The sequence below is a fragment of the Solilutibacter silvestris genome, assembly GCF_050574925.1.
Taxonomy (GTDB): Bacteria; Pseudomonadota; Gammaproteobacteria; order Xanthomonadales; family Xanthomonadaceae; genus Solilutibacter; species Solilutibacter silvestris_A.
Genome location: NZ_JBCMOO010000003.1, coordinates 1 through 19,516, shown reverse-complemented (window position 1 = coordinate 19,516; position 19,516 = coordinate 1). Strand labels below are relative to the sequence as shown.

Sequence of the window (19,516 nt, the reverse complement as noted above, 5' to 3'; positions counted from 1 at the left end):
GCGTGGCGGGTATGCTGCGGTCATGAACAGATCGATTCTGCTTGCTGTTGGCCTCGTCGTTTCGGGGCTGTTCACCGGATGCGCGACTTCGCCGAATGCCACGATGCCCGCGACGCAGGCATGGCAGGACGCGCGCCAGATGATCGTGGTGGTGACGCCCGACTGGGATGCCACCCAGGCGACGCTGCGCAGGTATCGTCGCGATGCCGCCGATGGTGCATGGATCGCGGTCGGCGATGCCTCGCCAGTCGTGCTCGGGCGTTCCGGCAGCGCCTGGGGCCGGGGGCTGAGTCCTGCGCAGACGGACGGGCCGCAGAAGCGCGAGGGCGACGGCAGAAATCCGGCGGGAGTTTTCGCGGTCGGTCCCGCGTTCGGTGCGGCGCCATCGTTGGCGACCGGCCTGCAATACCTGCCCATGGTCGCCAGCAGCTGGTGCGTCGATGTTTCGGGATCGCCGCTCTACAACAAGATCGTCGATGCCCGACAAGTCGGCGCCGATGCGGTGAAGGGCGCCAGCGAACACATGCGCCTCGACCTGCTGAAGGCCGATGACCATCGCTACAAGGAAGGCTTCGTGATCGAACACAATGCCGATGGCGTGGCCAACGGCGGCAGTTGCATCTTCGCCCATCTGTGGGGACGTCCCGACCAGACGACATCCGGCTGCACGGCAATGGCCGAAGCAACAATGGACACGCTGCTCGGCTGGCTGAAGCAGGAAGATCATCCGGTGTTCGTGTTGCTGCCGAAAGCCGAATATGCCCGACTCCAACGCGACTGGAAGCTGCCGACGCCATGATCCCGACTTCTTCGACCGCGCGCGTTTTGATCGCGCTGGTGCTGGCTGCCGTGAGCGGCCTGGTCTTCGCGGAGTTCGCCCCGCAACGGGCGGCGGCCGTCGCAGACGTGTTGCAGCCGTTCGGCAAGCTGTGGATCAACGCGCTGCAGATGACCGTGGTGCCGCTGGTCGGTGCGCTCGTGACCCTTGGCGTCGGCACCGCGCGTGACGCCGCGGCATCGGGGCGGTTGGCGCGTCGCGCCTTGATCGTCTTCCTGCTCTTGCTGACGTTCGCGGCGGCGATCGCCGCGTTGATCGCGCCCGCCGTGTTCAACATGTTCCCGCGCAACCCGGAACTGGTGCAGGCGCTGGCGTCGTCGTCCACCGAAGTGCCGAAGACCCCGGCCGTGGCCGATTGGCTGGGCAGCATCATTCCGAGCAATGCGGTGAATGCCGCGGCGCAGGGCGCAATGCTGCCGCTGGTGGTGTTCTCGCTGTTCTTCGGGTTCGCGTTGACCAGGATCGACCATGATCGCGCCCAGCGCGTCTTCGAACTGCTGCACGGCATCGCCGATGCGATGACGCAGATCGTGCGTTGGGTGCTGGTGGTCGCGCCGCTGGGCGTGTTCGCCCTAGTGTTTTCGGTCACAGCACGCGCCGGCATCCACACGCTGACCGCATTGGCGGTCTATCTGCTCACGGCGATCGGCCTCTATCTGCTGGTGGCGGTTGCGATGTACGTCGTGGTCGTGCTTGCCGGTCGCGATTCGCTTCCGCGTTTCATCCGCGCCGCCGTGCCGGCGCAGGCAGTGGCGATGAGCACGCAATCATCGCTGGCGTCGTTGCCGGCGATGCTCGACACCACGCTCGGAACGCTCGGCCATCCGCGGCGGGTGCCGTCGCTGGTGTTGCCGATGGCGGTCTCGCTGTTCCGGCTCACCAGCCCGGTGCAGTACATGGTGGTCGCCGCGTTCATCGCCTGGGCGCACGGCACCGACGTTCCGATGCTGCATTGGGCGGTCGGCGTCGCACTGGCGGTGGTCGTCAGCCTGGGTTCCATCGGACTGCCGGGGCAGGCCAGCTTCATGATCACCAACCTGCCGATCACCCAGTCGCTGGGACTGCCGGTGGAACCGCTGGGCGTGTTGATGGCGCTCGATACCATTCCCGACGTCTTCGCCACCTTGGGCAACGTCACCGGCGATCTGGCTGCCGAGAACGTCGCGGCGCGCGGTGAGGTGGACGATCCTGCCGATGCGTGAGGGCTGGCGGCAGGAAGAACGCCGCGTTATCCTAGATATCCCCATGGGGCCATAGCTCAGCTGGGAGAGCGCGTCGTTCGCAATGACGAGGTCGGGAGTTCGATCCTCCCTGGCTCCACCATTTCCAAATAACCCCGGGCAATCCGGGGTTATTTGTTTGCGTCCGGTGGTTTCCAGCCCGGCCGGGTCGTTGCAACCTGTCCCAGGCGAGGGCATTGTTGGGGCATATGCATGCCATAGCCTGCCGACAAACCGATGCGGTGCAACGAAGGCAGCCTGTAACGCGCGCTCCGGAGTCGTGCTCCGCATGATCGGTCCGTTGCTGCTGGTCATCACCTGGATCCTCCTTCGATTCGAGGGTCGAGGACTGGGTGCCATCGGGCTCAATCGATGGAAGCGCCGCACAGTGGAATTCGCCGTTGGCCTCGTGCTCATGGCAGGCGCCGCAACGCTCCAGCAGCTGTGTGCAGCCCTGTCCGCCGATGATCGTTTCGTCTTCAACACGGCATTGACCCTCGGACGCCTCGGGGACGGGGTCCGTTTCGTCGTCAATTCCGTGCTCTACGAAGAATTGCTGTTTCGGGGCTATTTGCTGTTTCAAGCCATCCGCTGGCTGGGCCCCGGCCGCGCCGTGGCGTTGGATGCGGTCGTGTTCGGCGCATACCACTGGTTTAGCTACGGTGTGCTGGGCAATCCCGTGGCGATGGCCTATGTTTTTGCATTGACGGGCGCTTTCGGCTTCATGCTGGCGCGCTCATTCGTCGCCACCGGGTCAGTGGCTGCGCCCGTGGGGTTGCACCTCGGATGGAACGCCGCCGTGCAACTGCTGTTCTCGACGGGTCCGCTTGGCGCCATGGTGCTCATCCCTTCAAGCGGGGCTGCGAAGATGCACGCCAGCGGCGCCTGGTCCCTGGTGATCTCCCTCCTGTTCCCCTTGGCTGTCGTGGCCATGGTTGTGCTCTTGTGCAGAAGGTACGAACGAACGCGCAGCATCCCCGCGGATGCGCTGGGACAGCGAGCCCAGGATCCGGCGCGGCTGGATCGATCGAGCTCCATCGGCGAAATTTGAACGATTCACAAAGAAATCCCGCGACTCGGCTTTTGTCCCGGTGTCGGTTCGAGGCTGCGAAAAAAAGTGACTGCTGGCACACTATGCCAATGGGTCGGAGCCGTGACAGGGGAGCTGGATGAAGGCGGGGAAAATCGTATTCGTATTGGGCTGTCTGGTGCTGGCAGCTGTTGCCGGGCTGTGGCTGTCGGGGATGTTCACGACCATGTTGCTCGGGGTCGGGAGCGGCAAGGCTTTCGTCTGGCTGGAGTATCTGAGGCATCTCCACGAACCGCGGTTCCAGCCGTATGCCATGAAGATCAAGATCAGCGGCATCCTCGGCTTCGGGATTCCGCTGCTGGCATGGATCGTGCTGTTGTTCCTGGCCTTGAAGCCGCAGCGCAAGGCATTGCATGGCGACGCCCGTTTCGCCAATGGCGGCGATGTCGGCGCGAAGGGCCTGTTCGACGACAAGCCGAACGGCGTCGTGGTCGGCAAGTTCAAGGGCAAGCTGATGAAGCTGGCCGGCCAGCAGTTCGTGATCCTTGCGGCGCCGACGCGTTCGGGCAAGGGCGTTGGCGTGGTGATCCCGAACCTGCTCGAGTACCAGGAGTCCATCGTGGTGCTCGACATCAAGCAGGAGAACTACGAGCTCACGTCCGGTTGGCGCAAGTCGCAGGGGCAGGAGGTCTTCCTGTTCAATCCGTTCGCGGAAGATCGTCGCACCCATCGCTGGAATCCGCTGAGCTATGTCTCGCAGGATTCGGCGTTCCGCATCTCCGACCTCCAGAGCATCGCGGCGATGCTCTATCCCGACACCAGCGACGAGCAGAAGTTCTGGGTGAGCCAGGCGCGCAATGCCTTCATGGCGTTCTCGCTGTATCTGTTCGACAACTTCGACGACCAGCTGGCGCAGGGCATTCCCGCGGAACTGGTGCAGTTCCCGACGCTGGGCGCCGTGTATCGCCTGTCGTCCGGCGACGGTAGCGACCTGCGCACCTATCTGCAGGGCATTTCCGGGCGTTCCTTCGTGCGGCCGAACACGCGCACCGCGTTCAACAACCTGTTGTCGCAGGCCAATGAAACCTTTGCCTCGATCCTCGGCACCTTCAAGGAGCCGCTGAATCCGTGGATCAATCCGGTGCTCGACGCCGCCACCAGCGGCAACGATTTCTGGCTGACCGACGTCCGCCGCAAGCGCATGACGATCTACATCGGCATCCAGCCCAACAAGCTGGCCGAGGCGCGGCTGATCGTCAACCTGTTCTTCAGCCAGCTGATCAATGTCAACACCAAGGAATTGCCGCAGAACAATCCGGCGCTGAAGCACCAGTGCCTGCTGCTGATGGACGAATTCACCAGCATCGGCAAGGTCGAGATCATCGCCAGCGCGGTGAGCTACATGGCGGGTTACAACATCCGCCTGTTGCCGATCATCCAGAGCATGGCGCAGCTCGATGCCACCTATGGCAAGGACATCTCGCGCACCATCATCACCAACCACGCCCTGCAAATCGTCTACGCGCCCCGCGAACAGCAGGACGCCAACGATTATTCCGAGATGCTGGGCTACACCACCATCCGCAAGCGCAACCGCAGCACCTCGCACGGCCAGCAGGGCAGCGTCAGTTACAGCGAGGTGGAGGAGAAGCGCGCGCTGATGTTGCCGCAGGAACTCAAGGCGATGGGCGACAAGAAGGAAATCGTGTTCTACGAAGGCCTGCCCAACCCGGTGATGGCGGAGAAGATCCGTTATTACGAGGACAGCCACTTCAAGGAACGTTTGTTGCCCAAGGCCGACGTCCCTGTGCTGCAGGTCTGACCTGCCGGCCCGCCGTGATGCCGCTAGACTCCGGGAATCCCCGGAGACTGGCATGGCGATGAAACCCCTTGTTCCGCCCATGATGTTGGGCGTTCTGATGGCCGTGCTGGTGCCCGCTCTGGCGCGTGCAGCGGATGATGGGGATCGCAAGTTCTTCGATGCCGCGTTCGATGCCACGGTGGCGCGCTATCACCTGCCGGGACTGGCGCTGGGCGTGGTCGAGGACGGCAAGGTGGTCTATGCCCGCGCCGAAGGCGAACGCCTCGCCGGCAGCGGCCAGCGCATCGATGCGCAAACCCTGTTCAAGATCGCCTCGAACAGCAAGGCGATGACCTCGGCGCTGCTGGCGCGGCTGGTCGACCAGGGCAAGTTGAAGTGGGACGACCCGGTGACGAAATATCTCCCGGATTTCCGTATGCACGATCCGTGGGTGACGCAGAACATGCAGGTGCGCGACCTGCTGGTCCACAACAGCGGGCTGCCTGCCGGGGCGGGCGACCTGATGCTGTGGCCGGACCCCAACCTGTTCACACGCGCCGACGTGATCCACGGCCTGCGTTATCTCAAGCCGGCCTACAGCTTCCGTTCGCGCTATGCCTACGACAACACGCTCTACATCGTTGCCGGCGAAGTTGCGGCGAAGGCGGGTGGGGCATCGTACGAAACCCTGCTGAAGCGCGAAGTGTTCGGGCCGCTTGGATTGCAGCGCTGCCAGATCGGTGCATGGAATCGCGATGCGGTCGGCAATGTCGCGCAGCCGCATGCGCGCAGCGATGGCCGCAATGTACCCGTGCGCCAGGACGAAGCCGAGATCCCCGATGTACCGATGGCCGCTGCCGGCGGCGTGCGCTGCAGCCTCGACGACATGCTGAAGTGGACGTCGATGTGGCTGGATCCGCAGCACCAGGGATTGGTGGATGGCAAGCCATGGCTGTCGGATGCGCAGCGGCGTGCCGTGTGGGCGCCGCAGACGATCATGCCGGTGTCCTCGCTGATGCGCGAATGGGACAACAGCCACATGTTCGCCTATGGCTACGGCTGGCGCATGACCGACGTCGATGGCGTCTGGAAGGTTTCGCATACCGGGACGCTGGCCGGCATGTATTCGGCGCTGACGCTGTTGCCGGATCGGCACGTCGGCTTCGTGATCATGATCAATGGCGATGCCGACGATGCCCGCACCGTGCTCAACCAGTCGCTGGTGAAGCACTACACCGCGCCGCAGCTTGGCAAGACGGTGACGGAGTATGCCGATGCCCTGGACGCGTTGGCGGCAAAGGCGGCCGCTTCGGCGAAACCGGCGAAGGTGGAGCCGCAACATCGGCTGGCGACCCGCGGCGATCGAGCCATCATCCCCGGGCGTTATCGCGATCCGTGGCTGGGTGATGCAACGATATGCCCGGACGGCAACAGCCTACGCTTCACCGCACTGAAGTCGCCGAAGATGAGCGGCCTGCTGCACATGGCCGGCGCACGCGCGATGGTGCATTGGGACGACCCCACGCTCGATGTCGATGCCTGGCTCGATTTCGCCACGGTGAAAGGCGCGACGACCTTGAAGATGTCGAAGCTCGACCCGCACGGAGATTTCAGTTCGGACTACGAAGATCTCGCTTTCACCCGCGTGTCCGCGTGCCCGGCTCAGCCGCCGGTGCGCGCCATGCAGGAGCGGTAACGCGATTCGACGCGATCGGCGTACCACTCGGTAGTGAGCTTGCGGCTGATCTTCGGTCCGACCAGGTTGATCTGGGGAATCATCGCGCGCGGCAACGGGTGCCTGGCGCGTTGTTCGGCAAGCGTGAACATCTGCTTGTAGAGCGTGGTGTCCTCGAAGCTGACGCTGTCCTCGCGCTGCAATGCGGCGTGGATCGCGGCATCGTCCATGCCCAATGGACCACGCAGCGAGCGCACCACGGTCTCCGTCGCGCTGGTGGTGTCCGGCGTGACCAGGTCGCCGTCCAGTGCCAGTTTCACGCCGGACGCGATGCTCGCCGCATTCTGGAACGCCGCATTGCGGCTGGCGTACTGGCCGGCATTGAAATCGGCGAAACGGTAGATGTGGCGCGAATAGTGGTTGGGATAGGCGAACAGGTGCGCGATCCCGTAATAGGTGCCGCCGCGCCGGGTGAACAGTTCATGGCGAACGGTATCGGCGTTGGCGTAGGGATAGGCGTGGCTGGCGGAGAAGCGTTCGGCGAAGTCGATGCTGACCTGCATCGGGCCGGCGGTATGCACGGGGTTCGCGCGCGCCAGCAGGCGATGACCCATCGGCACGCGTTCGACCAGGTCTTCGTAGGTGCGGCTGAGTTCGCCTTCGGTACGCGCGTTGTCGATGCGATCGGCGTAGCTGCGGCCATCGGACGACTTCACCAGCAGCGCGCCACTGACGACCAGGCTGGGGATGCCGAGCTTGCCTGCGCGACGGTCGATTTCCTCGCGGGCGATCTTGCCGAGACCGGGCACCGGTGGATCGACCTTGTAACCGGATTCCTGCTCGATCACCGCCAGCGACGCGCACAGGTTGTCGTTGCTCGGGGGCACGCCCAGCACCTGGTAGGCGGCCTGGATATCGGCGGCCCAGTCGGCGCGATCCTTCACGGACGACGGGATCAGTCGCTTCAGCGTGGCGCGGACATCCTCGGGCGTGCGTTCGCGACGCACTGGCGTCTCCGACGAGCACGCCGTGATGGCGACGGCCATTGCCACCAATGCGACGAGGTGCAGCCAGCGGGACAGCGGAGCGGAATGGTCGGGCTCGGTGGACACGGGGGTGAAGACCGGGAGTTCGCGCGAGTGTATCCGGCTGCGATCGGGGGGACGGAAGTGCCGGAGGGGGCTACCGGTATTCGCGTTCAGGTGGCGTCGGGGATCGGGGGCATGGCCGTCACCAGCGCACGCGGCCGGTCAGCATGTCCAGCCACAGTTTCCAGTCGCCCATGAAGCTCAGCAGCGGATAGGTGAAGGTGGCGGGGCGGTTGTGTTCGAAGAAGAAGTGGCCGACCCAGGCCCAGGCGTATCCCTGTACCAGGGCCAGCAGCAGGAATCCGTAGCGACCGCTGGCCAGCGCGTAGAGGATCAACGCGATGGCGATCGACGTCCCGAAGAAATGCAAGCGACGGCACGTGTGGTTCTGGTGCTGCGACAGGTAGAACGGATAGAACTCCTGCAGCGTGCGGTAGCGGCGGGTGCTCACGGATCACCTCGGCGTCGGAATCGTCTTCGGCAGTATGCACGCCTTGACGATCGCCACGAGCAGCAGGAACGCCACGCAGCAGCCGATCGGCAGCAGATTCTCCCGCAGCGTCGGCGGGAAGATCAGGACATAGCCCTTGCCCTTGATCAACGAGGAGAAGCTCGACACGCAGAACGGCATCATGAACAGCCGCAAGGTCTGCCAGCGATCCGGTTTCCCGGAGACGCTCAGCAACAGGGCGATGCCGATGATCGCGCTGATGCCGAGCGAGCTCAGCCAGATCGCCGGCGACGGATCGAAATGCGTCGCGACCGTCGCCAGATACCACGCCAGGTAGCACCACAGCGCGATTTTCCCAGCGGGCAGGCGTGCGAAATAGTTGATGTCAGCCTTCCGTCCGGATGTGCGGGCCGAGGTACCACATGAAGTCGGTCTTGCTGAGCGGCACGCCGAGGTGGCGAAGGATGTCGTAGGCGGTGGTGATGTGGAAGTACAGGTTCGGCATCAGGTAATCGCTGACATAGCGATGTCCCGGCAGCTCGCAGTAGCGACCCGGACCGAGGCCGATGCGCTTGATCTCGTCGAGCTTGGCGTCATTGGCTTGGATGCCGGCGACAAGCGCCTTGGTGTCGCGGATATGCCCGCGCGCGGCTTCGATGGTGTCGACTTCGCGGCCCAGGTTGTCGATCGGCAGGCCGGCGCACCATTGCGAGAATCCTCGTGGCTGGTTGCAGACGATGGCGATCTGCGTGCCCAGCGGGAACATGTCGGGGGCCAGGCGTTCCTGCAATGCCGCATTGATGTCGGGGAGGTGCTCGCTGCCGACATCGAGGATGCGCTCAAGGGCTTCGAGGCGTTCGGTGAAAGTGCGCTTCAGATCTTCGATTGCCGGGTTGGACATGGCGATTCCTGCTGGTTGTCGGGTGTGGATGCGTCGGCGTCAATTCGCGCCGTAGTTGTCTTCCTGGATCACGGTGTCCTTGCGGTCGGTGACCAGGTCGCCGAACAGGGCTTGCTCATAGGCCAGCGTCGGATTGGATTTCTGGTCGCCACGCGCGGAGGCATCCCGGGTGAACGCGTCCCAGCTGCTCCACTTGATCCTGACGCGGAACGCCCACTGGTCGTTGCCGGTATGGATCAGCGGCGCCGCCGTGCTGAAGGAGAGGATCTGATGATCGCCGAGCAAGGCCTTCAGGCGCGGCAACTGGGTGCGGTCGAACAGGGTCGCGAACTGTTTTTCCTTGCCGGCCTTCACCCAGAAGGTGCGTTCGACTACGATGCCCGAAGGCTTGGCGGCCTCCTGCGCGATGCCGCGACTGGACAGCAGCAGGAACGGAATGGCCAGGCAGGATGCGAAGAGTTTGTTCATGCCGGCATTCTAGCGGCATCCGGTCGAACGGCTCACTGGCAAAGCGCGATCGATTTCGAGCGCTGGTCGATCATCACCGTCATGTTGCGCAGGGTGTGGGCGCCAACGTAGATCTCGCCGATGCGGTCGGACACGCGAACGCGCTGATCCTGCAGATGGATGTTCCCGAGCCGGAACGGCCCGTGGACGACCGATTCCCCGGTCGTGATGACCGTATTCGCAAGCGTGCCGTTGCCGGCGCTTTCGAGTGGCTTGTCGCCGACCTGGAGGAACGTCGCCTTCGGCAACATGAATGTCACGTTCGCGCCGGTGTCGAGGTTGCCTTCGGTTTGCAGGCTGCCGATGGACATCGGGATCCGGAACGGACGTTCGTAGCGGAGGACATCGCGATCCGCCGGATCCAGCGCCAGCGATCGGGAGAAATAGAGCGTCTTGCGCGGATAGTCGATGACGAGCAATCCGTCGTTGAAGAAATCCCTGGCGAGAATGCCCTGGAATCTTTCCGCGGCGGCCTTCTTCCCGCCGTAGTCGCGGGTCGCAACCTCGAGATCGCGGCGCGCCAGTCCGCCGATTTCGATTGAATCGAGCATGACGGTTTCCACCTTTGCCGTCTTCACGCCATCGGAGTTGTCGGCTTGGGCGTGGGGCTTGAGCCCGAGGGTGGACACCAGGCTCGAGTCCGCGCGCGCCATGCCGCTGGCGCCGGTATCGACGGCGAACCGGAACGACTCCTTGCGGTTCACCTTGGCCTGCACGTAGATGCGCCCATCGATGACCTCGAATGGCATGCGTACCAGCCACGCCGACGCAGGGCTTGCGGCGAGCGAGCAGGCGCCTGCGTTCGGCTTGCCATCTTTGGCGTGGCAGGTGATGGCAGCTGACGTCAACGCGCAAGCGAGGAGTGCATGGCGGAAGTCCACTTCGATATCCGGATGACGATGAGATGTTGCGTCACCATCGCCCGTTGGGCGCGCGACCCGCATGTGCCTGTAGTCACGCGCCCGGTGACGCTACTCGGAAGTGGTCGGATCGATGATCTGCGTGACTTCCGAAACCCGGTTTGCCGGGAATCCACCTTGCGCGGCGTGTTCCCTGACCATGTCTTCATTCGGCGCGATGTACACGCAATACACCTTGTCGCCGGTCACGTAGCTTTGTTGCCACTGGATCGTGGGGCCCATCTTGTTCAGGACGCTGCACGACTTCTGGGAAATGGCCTTGAGCTCCTCTTGGGAGAGGTTGCCCGCTCCCGGGATTTCCCGTTCGATGAGGTATTTCGGCATTGGTATCTCCACTGACGTTCCAAAGGTTGTCGGATGAAGATGGGCTGGCTGTGGATGGTGTCGGGCAGTCGCCGCGTCTCCTGCTGATCCGGTCCGGATAGCGAGGCGACTATACGCCGAATCCGGCGATCGGGACTTGCCGTGATTCACTGGCCTGCGGGAGGCTCCCACAGCTCGACCTTGTTGCCTTCCGGATCGATCACCCAGCCGAATTTGCCCTGTTCCGAGCTTTCGGTCTTGTCGACGACGTCGCAGCCTTCCGCCTTGAGTGCCGAGATCAGGGCATCGAGGTCGGCGACGCGAAAATTGATCATGAACGACGAAGTGCTTGGCGCCATGTAGGTCGTGTCGGCGGCAAACGGACTCCAGATGGTCATTCCCGGTTCGCTGCCGTCACCGCCCCAGTTGAAGATGACCCCGTTCCATTCCGTCACATCGAGGCCCAGGTGATCCCGATACCAGGCACTGAGTGCGCCCGGGTCTTTCGCCTTGAAAAAGATGCCGCCGATGCCAGTGACTCGCTTCATGTGTTGCCTCCATTCGAATTCAACGTTTGCTCGCTTTTTCCTGCAAGGAATAGACGACCTTGTAGACGCAATTCCCGAACTTGCGATCACTCGGATAGCCAAGCGCCTGGCACTTGAGCAGCTCGGTCCGGGTGAAATCCTGGTACGGCTTGAAATCCTGGAGCAGTGTGCCTTCAAGGCATCTGGCGCTGCGGTAGGCGAACAGTGTATTGCGCGTGAGCGACTTGTCGAGATAGACGTCCTCGACGCGGCCGATGTTGATGTACCGGCTGCCATCGTTTTCCGGGAGCGAGTTCGATCGCTCGATCATCGTTTCGACCGGTACGCCTTCGTTCCTCTGGCTGACCAGATAGGACACGAGTTGCTGTTCCGTGTTGTTGCACGCAACCCTGCTGCGCACGGAGTCGCCGATGTCCTGCGCAGGGCAGGCAAGCGGTGCAATGAGAAAGAGAATGACAATCGGCAGCGATGCTTTTGCCATTAGGTTCATGCGCCTGCCTGTTTCACGATGTCGACCGAGATTTCGACCGCAGGAATCGTTCCCCGGTTCTCCAGCCAGTGCAAGGTATTGCGGTCTTCGGGCCAGCCGACGCCCGGGCCGTAGTCCGTGGCGATGCCGTTGCGATGATCGGTGATGGTTCCCTGCAGGATGTAGACGGTACCAGGCCTGCCGATGTGGTCGTGCAGGGGGCCGAAGACCCCGCCGGGTGCGATGGTCACCATGCGCATGCGCAGTTGTCGTCCTTCCAAGCCTTCGATTTCAGGACCGAGATCGATCGTCTCCAGAAGCTCGACAGTCACGCCCTGTGTCTCGGGTACCGCCTGTTCGCTGCCCATCGTGACCTCCATGTTGTCCCTTGACGTTACGGCCTGAACTTCATCTGCGCGAGAACTTCTTCGGCGTGCCTGGAATCGGTTTCGTTGTCCGCCGAAATCCAGACATGCATCAGGATTTTCTTGTCGACGTGCAGCAGGGTCTGCTTGGAGAACTGATCGACATGTTCGCCGGACGCGGGATACCACTGGATCTTCTGGCCAGCGACGACCCCGTCGCCGACGGGCGTCGAATTTCCCGGATTGAAGCTTGGCGTGAATCCGGTATAGACGCCGAAGAGATCCTTTTTCGTGGATGCGTCTATTGCGTAGCACAAATCGAAATCCGGGCCTTCCTGATAGGACCATTCGACCCCGGAGTTCTCGGGAAGGATCGGGCAGCGATCCGCCTCCTGGGCAAGTCCCAGCGACGGGAGGATCAACAAAAGTGCTGCGATGATCTTGTGCATGTGCGCGCCAATCCCGGACTGCGGGCTAGCGTAGCCCAAGCGCAAGACCAGTGCCATGCAGCGGCGCCCGCTCGAGCACGTGCTCTGGCCGGCGGTTCGCGTGCTCAGCCGTCGACGGGTTTTCCCGCTGCCTGCCAGGCCTTGAATCCGCCATCCAGATGGGCAATGTTCCCGTAGCCCAATGCCTTGAGGGCATTGGCAGCGAGCGCGGAGCGTCCACCCGATGCGCAGTGCAGGATGATGCGGTCGCCAGGGTCGAGCTCGGCCTTGTGGTATGGACTGCTCGGATCGGCGTAGAACTCCAGCATTCCCCGGGAAGCATGAATGGAGCCGGGGATCGTGCCTGCCATCAGTTCGGGAGCATCGCGCACATCGACGAGCTTTGCCTTCCCTGATGAAAGTTCCGCTTCAACCTGGTCAGGCGTCAGGTTTTCGATGCTGCCTTTCGCTTCCTGGACGAGTTGCGCAGCTGTTTTCACGGTCATGGGCCACCTCCTGTGGGGAGCAACGGGACTGCGATGGCCATAGCGTGACGGACTTGGAGGCGAAGTTCAAATCGGCGCTCAAGGCACCAGCCGTTTCGACATGCGTGCAAGCGGAGCCTTGATGTTCCCGGGCAGGGTAATTTCGAACTCCTCGACAATCTCGAACCCTGCGGCTCGATACAACGGCACTCCTGGCATGGTCGAACCCAGCTCCATCGCGCTGAAGCCAGCCTTCAGCGCTGCTTCCTGGCAAGCCGCGATCAGCTTCATCCCCAAACCGCGGCGTGCGAAGTCGGGCGAGACGAAAAAGGCTCGGATCCTGGCGGGCTGGGTTGCAGGATCGAGCAATGGATCTTCGCCGGATTTGGCCTGGTCGCCGCCATAAAGCGTGTTGCGTCTGCTCCAGCCGCCACAGGCAGCAATTCGATTTCCAGCTTCCACAAGGTAATAGGTTCGATCATCGACAAGAGCCGTGTCGACACCGAAAACATGTTCCGTCAATGCCTGTGCTTGTTCGGGGCTATAAAAGCCCTGGCTCAGTTCGACTCCTGACTTCCGAATGAGGGCATTCAATCGGTCGATGTCGCCGTGCTCTGCGGTTCTCAGGATGAAATCATCGTGGAATGGCATCTGGAGATTCGCCCGTCTTACAGGTTGCTGGCGATGACGACCCACAAGCCAAGAACCGCCAGGAAATTGATCGTGAAAACGACGCCGCGCAGCCGGATGTTCCTGGTGAAGATCTGGACGAAACTGTGAACCACGCGCCCAAGGATGAATATCCACGCCAGCAACAAGACGGACTTTCCTTCGAGTGACTGCTGGATCAGCAAGATGCACGCCGCGTAAAAGAGAACAGGCCACTCGAACTGGTTCGACAGGTTTGCGCTGATTCGCGGCTCGATCGCGGCCCACGGGTTGGTGCCATCCGGGGCCTTGCCGATACCCCAAATGCTCGGGGCGCGAACCACGGTCAACACTGTATAGAGAATGGTAGCCCAAAGGACATGGGCGAGCATCGGGATCAACAGCGGATGATGCAGGGCCATCGATTGCTTCCTTGGGATCGTCGGAGGTCTATTTTCAAAAAATCCAAATGAGAGACTTAGTGAGTTGGCAGGTTTCAATTCCAGATGCAGCCGGCGTTTCCATCGGGTTGTGCATCCAGATCCTCGATGAACTCGACATGGGTTGAGCCATCCGCTCGGGTATACGTGAACCCGTAGGTTTTTGCGCCTTGGGTGGTTACAACATACTTCCCTGCGGGTCTTCCATTGACGATTTCCAGCCAGGTCGATTCGTATTCGAAGGGACGATCCGGCGCCATCTCGGTTGATTTCACCGAGAGCTCGACGATGGAAATCGGTTTTTTGACGCCTTTGTATCGGATATATCCGCCATTCCAACGGCTATTGCTGAAAATGGCCATTTCCAGGTGGATTGGCTTTTGCGTTCCGGTACTCACATAGCACCGATACGAAGTTTCTGACGCCTCGGGAGATTGCGAGAGTCCAGCCAGTAGTAGAAGCAGCGGAATCGTAGTCATCGAGATTGAACGCCGGGCGTGCAGCGAGAGTACACCTAGTGGGCTTTGAGAAGACTGCGCATGGTGCTTCTGGCGGTTTCGGCCAAGGCATCAGGGCTTATGCCAGTGTTATTCAGCAGAATCACGCAGGCGCCGGAATTTGGCTCATACGCCACGAGTGTTCGATAGCTGCTGGTTTCTCCGGGCTCCCAAAGAAGCTTGTATGTAGTCCCCGGGAGATCGACTACCCGTCCACCGAGGGCATATCCTTCTTTTTCGAAGTTGACCTTCAGCAATTCTTCCCTTGAGGACGCCTTCAAATAATCCTTGCTGAAGACTGCATCAAGAATCTTCCTGAGGTCCGAAGCGGAGCTGTATATCGTTCCGGCGGCTGCGGCATAGGTAGGGACTTTGTTTTGCTTGGTCTTGAGTGGTTGGATTGAAGAGTAATTCTGGGCAAAGGACGGGCCTTCCGGAAAAGCGGGGCCTGGAATTCCGGTGTCATGGAGGTCCAGAGGGGCAATCAACTGATCCCGGAGGTTTGTTTCAAATGATTTCCCGGTAGCGCTCTCGATTATGGCGCGGACAATGACCCAATTCGTAAGCGAGTAATCGAAATCAGTCCCGGGCTTGAATAGGAGTTTCCCGGTCCCCCACAACTTCGATGCTTCGAGTGCGGAAATTTCCTTCGACGTAAAGACGGGATCTTTCTTGTAAGAAGACATGACGCCATTGGGAATGCCGCTGGTATTGCTCATGAGCTGGCGGAGGGTTACCTGGCCGTTTTCGGATTTATCCAAAAAAGGGAGCCAAGCATGAATCGGCTTGTCCAGGCTCAGTTGGCCGCGTTCCACGAGGCGGATCACGACCAGGGAAGTCAAAAATTTGGAAGCTGAGCCAATCTGGCTTTTTGTCGATGAGTCGAATTTCGATCCAATTTCCTGGTTTGCGAATCCGTATGATTCAGAAAATGATTCTGAATTTCGGTCGCGAGCGATGAGGATTACGCCATTAAAATCCTTCGGCGCAGGAATTGAGCCGAAATTTTTCTGATTATGAACGCAACCAATAAGCAAGAAACACAACAGCGAGACTACAACAGGCAACGACAGCTTCATACGATCCTCCCGTTAAATGCCCAAAGCGATGTCGGTTCCAACGATTAGTTGTGTGTGGAGGCCGTCTCAGCAAGCCACTTGTTCCAATAAAGCAACACCAGGCCAAGACCTTTTGGTTTCTGGTGACTGGTCCGGGTGATTGGAAAAGAGTCAATCCACGACGATTGCGAAAGTTCCTGAATTGCGGATTCCGGGGCTTCAATGAAGCCCATATACCAGGATGAAAAGCTGCGCTCCAGGGTAGGCGATTCATGCAGGATTTCGATATTCCAATGTGATTTGGCAAGCTTCAAGCGTTCAAAGACTTGCAGAACAGATTCTTTAGGCCCTTCAAGGAGCTGAAAGAACCGGTTGGGTCCGTAGAACAACACTCCAGTTACGTCGCATGAAGCATTGAATGCTCTGGCATCGATCAGGATCCCATCGATTTCAACAGGCAGCAAATCTCGAGTAGATTCGCTGATGTAAATCAGGTTGTACAAATCCGCCATTTAGCAAGCCCCGCAGCCTAATGCCTGAGTCAAGTCACGCCGAGAGTAAGGTCTTTAGCCGGCGTAGTTCAATTCCGACGTCGATGCCACGAAATGGCGGCGACTTGAACAGGCAGTTAGATGCCGATCTTAAGGCTTTTCCCAGTCCGCAATGGGGCCAGCGGTTATTAAAAACAACGGATTGGCCCGCGCCCGAAAATTTCTGATTCTGGAATATTCGTCTGGCGACCGGCTTTTCAGCTTGTGGAGCAGGTGACCCCATTCGTATTCGAGCTGGCCAGTTGTCGCGACTATTGGTGCCAAGGATGCCAAGGTAGGGCCGATCTTCGATTTGTCGAAGTTATAGCCACGCCGCAGGGATTCTGCATGAACTTGGGCCAGAAACCCGTTGATGGCGTAACGAGGGGAGTGATGCTCATAAAACCGGATCAACTGTGGATGATGCTTATATCCTTTTGTCTGACCGCGGATCACAGCCTGGGCAAGCAGGGATTCACGCCAGAGAGCGATCAGGCCCTTGGTGTCCAAGAATTCGGGATGTATGGTCCAGAGGCGCATAGTTGCAACTGGTCAACGTCTAATGCCTGAGTTAAGGCGCGCAGCGAGTGGCGATGTCTGGCTAGGGTATCCGAAGCCCAAAGCCGATGTTATCAAGTGGTGGCGATTTGAACGAGTAATTGGGAGTTTTCAGCTGCAGATTTATTTTGCCAATACGGCTTCAATATCAGCCTTCAGGGCTTCGGGCTTTGTTGTTGGGGCGTAACGATTAACGACCTTTCCACTGCGATCGATCAGGAATTTGGTGAAATTCCACTTGATCGCTTTTATTCCCAAGAGTCCTGGGGATTGGTCTTTGAGGATTTGGAATAAGGGGCTGGTGTTCGAACCATTAACGTCAATTTTCGAAAACATCGGAAAAGTAACGTCATAAGTCAAAGAACAAAATGATTTGATCTCATCCTCGTTACCAGGCTCTTGATTCCCAAACTGGTCGCAGGGAAATCCGAGAACGGCGAACCCTTGGTCTTTATAGATATTGTAGAGATCTTCCAGTCCAGCGTACTGAGGAGTGAACCCGCACTTACTAGCGGTATTCACGATCAACAATGCATTCCCTGCGAATTGATTAAGCTGGACCTGCTTGCCATCAATATCAATAACCGCAAGGTCGTAGATAGACTTCATGGCGCTGATTCTTCCTCCGGCAATTCCTACACCTCAGTCAAGCCGCCAAGCTGGGTGGCGGCGGAGATCGGCAGACTAACAAAAGTCGTAGGCTGACGCTGCGAAGCGGTGCCAGCTTGAGCAAATAGGTGGGCCTAGGGTGGGGTCAGTACGAACGCACAAGCTTCCGCCGAGCCATCCGTTGGAGTGGCTTTTAACGATTCGTATAAGCGGATCGCACGAATATTGCTTCTTTGAACGTCAGAAAAAATGAAGCTGGAGCAGCTTTGGTTCCGGGCCTCTTCTCGAAGTTCTTGGATAATAGACGTACCGTAGCCGCGTGATCGATGCCTCTGATCTAGCTCAATTTTCTGGAGAACAAACAGAGAATTCGGCGAAAACCAGCCATGAGCTCTGCCAATAACTCGGTTGCGATGCATGGCTTTGACTAGGTAGTGACGCCGATTTCCGGAAATGGCGTAGTTCCAATCAGCTTTTAGGGTAAGCAACTGTAGCTCTTGCTAGGAAAACTGCTCAATTATAACCCAGTGAGTCTAGCGCCTGAGTTAAGCCGCACCGAGAGTGGTGCGGTTTTGGGCTAGCGTAGCGTAGAGCCCAAAGCCCAAAGTCGTGCCATGAAGCGGCGTCGGCTTGAACGATTAGTTAGGGCCCACTACCCAATACTTTCAAAACCCGAGCTCGAGCAATTAATCTTGTACCTTCTTGAATACGCCACTCACGTCCTGTGTTAAGCAGTTCTCTTAGCCTAGAGCTACTAAGGAAATGGATTGAAAATTGGCCGCTTTCACCTGGAACAATTTCGGATCCTTGGATTATCTCGATTTGTCCGATGTAAAACAGAAGATTTTCAGGCGTACCAAAGTTGTGATTTGGACGATACGGGGCGCGAATTGGGTGCTTCTTCCCGCCCTCTGCGGTGGAGAGGAATCTGACATCGGCAACGATGTCAATTGGCGGGCCACCATCCATAAGGTCAACAAACTTTCCCGGGTTCATGTGGGCCCTAACACCTGAGTTAAGCCGCCCCGTGAGTGGCCGCGGACGCGTGCTAGCGTAGCGCAGGCACGCGGACGATGCCACGAAGCGGGGTCGGCTTGAACGATTAGTTAGGCGCGTTTGAGGACCGAAACGTAAACATAACCGCTTTTCAAGGTCGCCGAACAGAATTGCTAGCTGGAGCCAGCCTTTGCCTTTGCTCCTAACCTACGGCTCTGGCTCTTACTCAGCCACCTCGTCTGGCGTCAAATAGGGAACAGAATCATCAAGGCGTTGTTGTAGGCATGAGCCATGGGCGCTCAATGTTTGCATAGCGTCTCCCGCCAGTAGGAGAACGATCGGTTGTAGATTGCTTTCAATCCAGTCCCCGCAAAAACAGCAGCGGTAGTCGCCACTAGTGAGCTTTGACCACGTCTGGTGAATTGTTGGGACTGACATGGCGCCTAACACCTGAGTTAAGCCGCCACGCGTAGCGGTGGCAGACGTGTGCTAGCGTAGCGCATGCACGCGAACGCTGCCACGAAGCGGGGTCGGCTTGAACGATTAGTTAGACCTCAGTGCGGGCAGTTATGCTCGGTAGCGATTGCCTGGTAGTCTGCAGCTTCTGCAGCCCAGTCTGCTCCTGAGTAGTAAGAAGCTGCTTTTAGTCCTTTTGTTGAATCTTTTTCAGGAAGTCTATCGATTTGAGTTTTTTTCAGTTTGTAAGCTCCAAATTTCGCATGGTAATAGGAATCGAGAGCTGGGCATGAAATAAACGTATATGACACGGCCGTATCCTCTCTATTCGGACCACTGCCTGGACATTTCATCGCGTAGCCAATTATTGTCCACAGAACTTCATCATTAGCGAGTTGTGCTTCTGCGGATTCGGCCCATGCCAAATTTTGTTCGGTGGGATTTGATTGAGAAAATTTTCTTATTTCAACTGCGCGAGATCGATCGCTATTTGTAATGGGGACAAAAATTCGATTAATTTGCTCGCATGAACTAAAAGATGGAACGCTTAACTCGGTGTTGGCTGTTTGAGCATTAATTTCGGAGGACACAAGAAGAACAATTGTCACTATTAGTGCTTTTGCTTGTGATGGCATGAAAATTTCCTCTGAGGTCTAACACCTGAGTTAAGCCGCACCGAGAGTGGTGCGGTTTTG

Annotated in this window: 27 protein-coding genes and 1 tRNA gene; 7 read left to right on the top strand and 21 right to left on the bottom strand. The window is 59.2% G+C overall.

The features are described from left to right. Positions 1-22: 22 nt before the first annotated feature. The 6 genes from ABE093_RS06815 to ABE093_RS06790 all read left to right on the top strand — a co-directional run bounded on the left by ABE093_RS06815 (position 23) and on the right by ABE093_RS06790 (position 6,585). Positions 23-799 carry a L,D-transpeptidase family protein gene (locus ABE093_RS06815; protein ID WP_430760131.1) on the top strand — a complete coding sequence of 259 codons (777 nt, stop codon included), beginning with the start codon at positions 23-25 and terminating at the stop codon, positions 797-799. Further along, positions 796-2,040, top strand: coding sequence for a dicarboxylate/amino acid:cation symporter (locus ABE093_RS06810; protein ID WP_430760130.1), 1,245 nt, complete (start codon positions 796-798; stop codon positions 2,038-2,040). The genes ABE093_RS06815 and ABE093_RS06810 overlap by 4 nt, the downstream gene beginning before the upstream one ends. 45 nt (positions 2,041-2,085) lie before the next feature. Next, positions 2,086-2,161: transfer RNA gene (locus ABE093_RS06805), tRNA-Ala, on the top strand. 186 nt (positions 2,162-2,347) lie between these two features. After that, the gene (locus ABE093_RS06800; RefSeq protein ID WP_430760129.1) at positions 2,348-3,109 is read left to right on the top strand and encodes a lysostaphin resistance A-like protein; all 762 of its coding nucleotides are present in this window, start codon (positions 2,348-2,350) and stop codon (positions 3,107-3,109) included. Positions 3,110-3,227: 118 nt separating this feature from the next. Then, complete coding sequence (locus ABE093_RS06795) at positions 3,228-4,910, top strand: type IV secretory system conjugative DNA transfer family protein (protein WP_430760128.1); 1,683 nt, start codon at positions 3,228-3,230, stop codon at positions 4,908-4,910. A gap of 58 nt (positions 4,911-4,968) precedes the next feature. Continuing rightward, positions 4,969-6,585 (top strand): serine hydrolase, encoded by a 1,617-nt coding sequence (locus ABE093_RS06790; protein ID WP_430760620.1) that lies wholly within the window; start codon positions 4,969-4,971, stop codon positions 6,583-6,585. Here the strand turns inward: ABE093_RS06790 and ABE093_RS06785 are convergent. The 3 genes from ABE093_RS06785 to ABE093_RS06775 all read right to left on the bottom strand — a co-directional run bounded on the left by ABE093_RS06785 (position 6,552) and on the right by ABE093_RS06775 (position 8,286). Continuing rightward, complete coding sequence (locus ABE093_RS06785; RefSeq protein ID WP_430760619.1) at positions 6,552-7,610, bottom strand: DUF1615 domain-containing protein; 1,059 nt, start codon at positions 7,608-7,610, stop codon at positions 6,552-6,554. The two genes, ABE093_RS06790 and ABE093_RS06785, sit on opposite strands and share 34 nt — an antisense overlap. 184 nt (positions 7,611-7,794) lie before the next feature. Continuing rightward, complete coding sequence (locus ABE093_RS06780; protein WP_430760127.1) at positions 7,795-8,103, bottom strand: Mpo1-like protein; 309 nt, start codon at positions 8,101-8,103, stop codon at positions 7,795-7,797. A 3-nt stretch (positions 8,104-8,106) separates the two neighbouring features. After that, positions 8,107-8,286, bottom strand: a complete 180-nt coding sequence (locus tag ABE093_RS06775; protein WP_430760126.1) for a hypothetical protein — start codon at positions 8,284-8,286, stop codon at positions 8,107-8,109. Between ABE093_RS06775 and ABE093_RS06770 the strand changes: the two genes are divergently transcribed. After that, positions 8,285-8,440, top strand: coding sequence for a hypothetical protein (locus tag ABE093_RS06770; RefSeq protein WP_430760125.1), 156 nt, complete (start codon positions 8,285-8,287; stop codon positions 8,438-8,440). The genes ABE093_RS06775 and ABE093_RS06770 overlap by 2 nt on opposite strands. 48 nt (positions 8,441-8,488) lie before the next feature. On the opposite strand, the gene ABE093_RS06765 is transcribed toward ABE093_RS06770, so the two are convergent. From ABE093_RS06765 to ABE093_RS06680, 18 genes are all read right to left on the bottom strand, one after another. Further along, positions 8,489-9,004, bottom strand: coding sequence for a DUF1993 domain-containing protein (locus ABE093_RS06765; RefSeq protein WP_430760124.1), 516 nt, complete (start codon positions 9,002-9,004; stop codon positions 8,489-8,491). A 39-nt stretch (positions 9,005-9,043) separates the two neighbouring features. Beyond that, the gene (locus ABE093_RS06760; RefSeq protein ID WP_430760123.1) at positions 9,044-9,472 is read right to left on the bottom strand and encodes a hypothetical protein; all 429 of its coding nucleotides are present in this window, start codon (positions 9,470-9,472) and stop codon (positions 9,044-9,046) included. 32 nt (positions 9,473-9,504) lie between these two features. Beyond that, positions 9,505-10,392: a retropepsin-like aspartic protease gene (locus ABE093_RS06755; RefSeq protein ID WP_430760122.1), complete on the bottom strand. Its 888-nt coding sequence runs from the start codon at positions 10,390-10,392 to the stop codon at positions 9,505-9,507. Between the two features lie 90 nt (positions 10,393-10,482). Beyond that, positions 10,483-10,755 carry a DUF4242 domain-containing protein gene (locus ABE093_RS06750; RefSeq protein ID WP_430760121.1) on the bottom strand — a complete coding sequence of 91 codons (273 nt, stop codon included), beginning with the start codon at positions 10,753-10,755 and terminating at the stop codon, positions 10,483-10,485. A 146-nt stretch (positions 10,756-10,901) separates the two neighbouring features. Further along, positions 10,902-11,282, bottom strand: coding sequence for a VOC family protein (locus ABE093_RS06745; RefSeq protein ID WP_430760120.1), 381 nt, complete (start codon positions 11,280-11,282; stop codon positions 10,902-10,904). A gap of 19 nt (positions 11,283-11,301) precedes the next feature. Next, positions 11,302-11,763: a hypothetical protein gene (locus ABE093_RS06740; protein ID WP_430760119.1), complete on the bottom strand. Its 462-nt coding sequence runs from the start codon at positions 11,761-11,763 to the stop codon at positions 11,302-11,304. A gap of 5 nt (positions 11,764-11,768) precedes the next feature. Beyond that, positions 11,769-12,119, bottom strand: coding sequence for a cupin domain-containing protein (locus tag ABE093_RS06735; protein WP_430760118.1), 351 nt, complete (start codon positions 12,117-12,119; stop codon positions 11,769-11,771). Between the two features lie 26 nt (positions 12,120-12,145). Further along, entirely contained in the window at positions 12,146-12,565 is a 420-nt protein-coding gene (locus tag ABE093_RS06730; RefSeq protein WP_430760117.1) for a hypothetical protein, read from the bottom strand. A gap of 104 nt (positions 12,566-12,669) precedes the next feature. Continuing rightward, positions 12,670-13,050 (bottom strand): rhodanese-like domain-containing protein, encoded by a 381-nt coding sequence (locus ABE093_RS06725; RefSeq protein WP_430760116.1) that lies wholly within the window; start codon positions 13,048-13,050, stop codon positions 12,670-12,672. Between the two features lie 78 nt (positions 13,051-13,128). Continuing rightward, entirely contained in the window at positions 13,129-13,680 is a 552-nt protein-coding gene (locus ABE093_RS06720) for a GNAT family N-acetyltransferase (protein WP_430760115.1), read from the bottom strand. A gap of 17 nt (positions 13,681-13,697) precedes the next feature. After that, positions 13,698-14,099 (bottom strand): MAPEG family protein, encoded by a 402-nt coding sequence (locus tag ABE093_RS06715; protein WP_430760114.1) that lies wholly within the window; start codon positions 14,097-14,099, stop codon positions 13,698-13,700. A gap of 74 nt (positions 14,100-14,173) precedes the next feature. Further along, positions 14,174-14,479 (bottom strand): hypothetical protein, encoded by a 306-nt coding sequence (locus tag ABE093_RS06710; protein ID WP_430760113.1) that lies wholly within the window; start codon positions 14,477-14,479, stop codon positions 14,174-14,176. A 152-nt stretch (positions 14,480-14,631) separates the two neighbouring features. Then, positions 14,632-15,693 carry a serine hydrolase domain-containing protein gene (locus ABE093_RS06705; protein ID WP_430760112.1) on the bottom strand — a complete coding sequence of 354 codons (1,062 nt, stop codon included), beginning with the start codon at positions 15,691-15,693 and terminating at the stop codon, positions 14,632-14,634. Between the two features lie 44 nt (positions 15,694-15,737). Then, positions 15,738-16,184, bottom strand: a complete 447-nt coding sequence (locus ABE093_RS06700; protein ID WP_430760111.1) for a BLUF domain-containing protein — start codon at positions 16,182-16,184, stop codon at positions 15,738-15,740. Positions 16,185-16,313: 129 nt separating this feature from the next. Next, the gene (locus ABE093_RS06695) at positions 16,314-16,742 is read right to left on the bottom strand and encodes a pyrimidine dimer DNA glycosylase/endonuclease V (RefSeq protein ID WP_430760110.1); all 429 of its coding nucleotides are present in this window, start codon (positions 16,740-16,742) and stop codon (positions 16,314-16,316) included. A 141-nt stretch (positions 16,743-16,883) separates the two neighbouring features. After that, on the bottom strand, positions 16,884-17,369 hold the full coding sequence (locus ABE093_RS06690; protein ID WP_430760109.1) for a glutathione peroxidase: 486 nt from the start codon (positions 17,367-17,369) through the stop codon (positions 16,884-16,886). Between the two features lie 134 nt (positions 17,370-17,503). Next, on the bottom strand, positions 17,504-17,857 hold the full coding sequence (locus ABE093_RS06685) for a GNAT family N-acetyltransferase (protein WP_430760108.1): 354 nt from the start codon (positions 17,855-17,857) through the stop codon (positions 17,504-17,506). 1,062 nt (positions 17,858-18,919) lie between these two features. After that, on the bottom strand, positions 18,920-19,456 hold the full coding sequence (locus tag ABE093_RS06680; RefSeq protein WP_430760107.1) for a hypothetical protein: 537 nt from the start codon (positions 19,454-19,456) through the stop codon (positions 18,920-18,922). Between the last annotated feature and the right edge of the window lie 60 nt (positions 19,457-19,516).